General features: G+C 35.4%; 3 protein-coding genes. 1 reads left to right on the forward strand and 2 read right to left on the reverse strand.

The annotated features are described in order from the left end of the window. Positions 1–151: 151 nt before the first annotated feature. Entirely contained in the window at positions 152–1081 is a 930-nt protein-coding gene (ispH, locus tag OZD63_RS05640) for a 4-hydroxy-3-methylbut-2-enyl diphosphate reductase (protein ID WP_275008343.1), read from the reverse strand. A gap of 20 nt (positions 1082–1101) precedes the next feature. Here ispH and OZD63_RS05645 point away from each other — a divergent pair, with 20 nt between their 5' ends. Then, positions 1102–2649 (forward strand): peptidoglycan D,D-transpeptidase FtsI family protein, encoded by a 1548-nt coding sequence (locus OZD63_RS05645; protein ID WP_151807547.1) that lies wholly within the window; start codon positions 1102–1104, stop codon positions 2647–2649. Positions 2650–2651: 2 nt separating this feature from the next. Here OZD63_RS05645 and OZD63_RS05650 read toward each other — a convergent pair whose 3' ends face one another. Next, on the reverse strand, positions 2652–2960 hold the full coding sequence (locus OZD63_RS05650) for a hypothetical protein (protein ID WP_275008342.1): 309 nt from the start codon (positions 2958–2960) through the stop codon (positions 2652–2654). Between the last annotated feature and the right edge of the window lie 211 nt (positions 2961–3171).

Raw genomic sequence — 3171 nt, forward strand, 5'->3', positions numbered from 1 at the left:
CGAAGGGTGTCAAGTAAGTTTTTTCGTTTCTATTCCCAATAAAAGTTTGTTATATGGTTATGCAAGAAGTCTGATGAATCGCGGTGTGACGTCTTAGCTATAGATGCTGGTTTGTGTGATTTCAAGAGAAGCTTGGTAGATAAGTTGTGTTTTAAACCAGATTCGGTATTTTAAACTGAACACTTTCAATAATACCACCTGGCATAACTGAAATTTTTACACTCAGGTTTACTTTTAGGTAGTCCATTAATTCATCAACCAATATGTCAGGAGCGGAAGCACCTGCAGTGATTCCTATCTTTTCTACGCCCTGAAACCAGCTTTTATTCACACAGCTGTAATTATCAATCAAGTAGGCTCTTTTTCCTCTGGCAGTGCACAGATCCAATAAGCGGTTTGAATTTGAGCTATTTTTACTTCCTACAACTAATACCATGTCTACAATTTCAGCTAGCTTTTTAACAGCATTTTGTCTGTTTTGCGTTGCATAGCATATGTCCTTTAAATCTGAACCTGTTATGCCTGGAAACCTTAATTTCAAGGCAGCAATAATGTCACGGGTATCGTCGATGCTTAACGTAGTTTGTGTAACATAAGACAAATTATCTGGATCTTTAACCTTTAAATCATATACATCCTGCAAAGTTTGCACTAAAGTGATAGGATTGTTTACTCTTCCCCTAATTCCCTTAACTTCTGGATGGTTTTCATGCCCAATGAGAATTAATTCTTTACCACTGTTTTCATACCTTTTTGCTTCTTTATGCACTTTGTTGACTAAAGGACATGTTGCATCAATCACTTGAATACCCTTTCTTTTTGCCTCATCTTCTATATTTTTTGATACTCCGTGCGCGCTGAAGATCAGTATTCCTTCATTATCTTCAATTTCCTCGATACTGCTTACAAAAACCACTCCTTGTTTCTTAAAGTCCTCTACTATATATTTATTGTGAACAATTTCGTGTAGCACATAAACTTGGCGCTCGTTTTTGTATTTTTCTAAAGTAATAGCTAATATGTCCACAGCTCTTTTTACCCCGGCACAAAAACCTCGTGGTTCAGCTAAGATGATTTCCATTTTTGTCAAATCAAGTAAATATGCAAGCATTACTTAAAAATAAGCTCCGCTCACTGTGTTTTATAGTACCATTATTTATATTTTATATAATAATTATTTTTCGCATATTCTCTTTAACATTTGATCAACTTACTACTTCAGAAAATTTTAGAAAAGATAATATAGTACATAAACAACCCGATATTTTAGATAGAAATGGAGTGGTAATAGCAACAAATGTGCCCACAACATCACTATATATAGATGCAACCAAAGTAAAGAATCCGGAAAGTATAGCAGCACAACTGTGTTCTACTTTGCATGACCTCGAATACAAGAACTTATATAGAGTACTTACTTCAGAAAAGAAATTTGCTTGGATAAAGCGGCACTTGACTCCAAAAGAATTACTAGCGATCAAAAACGCTGGTGTACCAGGAGTAAATTTTTATGACGACATAAAGCGTATATATCCTCACAGTAATTTATTTTCACACGTGCTTGGTTACACTGACATAGATGGCAACGGTATTGCAGGAGTTGAGGCATATATAAGTAAAAATAATGAGCAAGAAAAGCCCATAATACTATCCTTAGATACACGAGTGCAAAGCATAGTGCATGAAGAGCTAACTAAAGCTGTAAGCAGATATCAGGCACTTGGCGGAGTAGGAATTGTTTTAAATGTGAGAAATAGTGAAGTTATCTCGATGGTCAGCCTACCTGATTTTAATCCCAACTTACAGAATAAGGCAGAAGACGTACAAAAGTTCAATCGCGCCAGTCTTGGGGTATATGAGATGGGGTCGGTATTAAAATACTTTACAATAGCCGCAGCGCTTGATGCGAACGCTACAAAAACTAGCGATTTATATGACGTATCAACACCAATCACCATTGGAAAGTATAAAATTCAGGATTTTCATAAATCTAAAATTCCAAAAATTACTGTGCAAGATATATTTGTAAAATCATCCAACATTGGTGCAGCAAAAATTGCAGTCAAACTAGGTATTGAAAAACAGGTAGAATACTTTAAAGCTATGAAGCTATTTTCTCCTTTGAAAATAGAAATACCAGAAAAATCCACACCGATAATCCCGGATAAATGGAGTGAAAACACTTTAATAACAGCATCTTATGGTTATGGCATAGCTGTAACTCCTATACATCTTGCACAAACTGCAGCAGCATTAATCAACAATGGGATATTTCATAACGCAACCTTGATGTTGAATAAAAGAAGTATAGGAGAGCAAATTATCTCAAGAAGAACTTCCAGGGAAATGAGAAAATTATTACGTGCAGCAGTAACAGATGGCACTGGCAGAAAAGCAAAAATAAAGGCATATTCAATAGGAGGAAAAACTGGATCGGCGGAAAAAGTTGTAGATGGTAAATATAGCAAAGATGCAAACATAGCATCATTTATAGGAGTGCTAACTATGCTTGACCCAAGGTACATAGTGCTAATTGCTATTGATGAGCCTCAAGGGATGCACCATACCGGGGGAATAATTGCCGCGCCTATAGTAAAGAACATTATAAATAGAATAGCGCCTATACTAAATGTTACACCTGAGATGTAAAATTATGATTGCTTTACTACAACTTCAAATTTATCATCACCAAAATCCTTATTAATATACCAAGAACCATCATCTTTAGTTACAAATTCAAGACCTTTAAGGTCTTTTTTTATTGTCTTTCCATCTTGACCATCAATAGCGATATTAATATCGAATGTAATAATGTCTAGATTTATCATAGCTTCTTTCCCGCTGCACGAATTTAGACTGAACTTGCCTAACATGACATCATTAAAACTCACTTCCCCTGTATAGACATCACACCGACCGTCCACACAACACGTAGTTTCAATATAGAAAAGGTCTGACATATAAAACACCTACGTTTATAAAAAAAGAGCTAAAGCCCTACGCCATACCGTTATAGTCAGTAAACCTAGAGCACTTTAGCTATAATACAGCTAAGAATGTAAAATTCAACAGTTAATTGTGTAAGGAAGTCTAAATTACTATATCTTAGAACCTGTTTAAAATCTTCGTAATAGGAGAGAAATGAAGGAAAGGACAATCATTTGCAAGCTG

Source organism: Wolbachia endosymbiont of Drosophila leontia (genome assembly GCF_028981785.1).
In the GTDB taxonomy this organism is placed as follows: Bacteria; Pseudomonadota; Alphaproteobacteria; order Rickettsiales; family Anaplasmataceae; genus Wolbachia; species Wolbachia pipientis.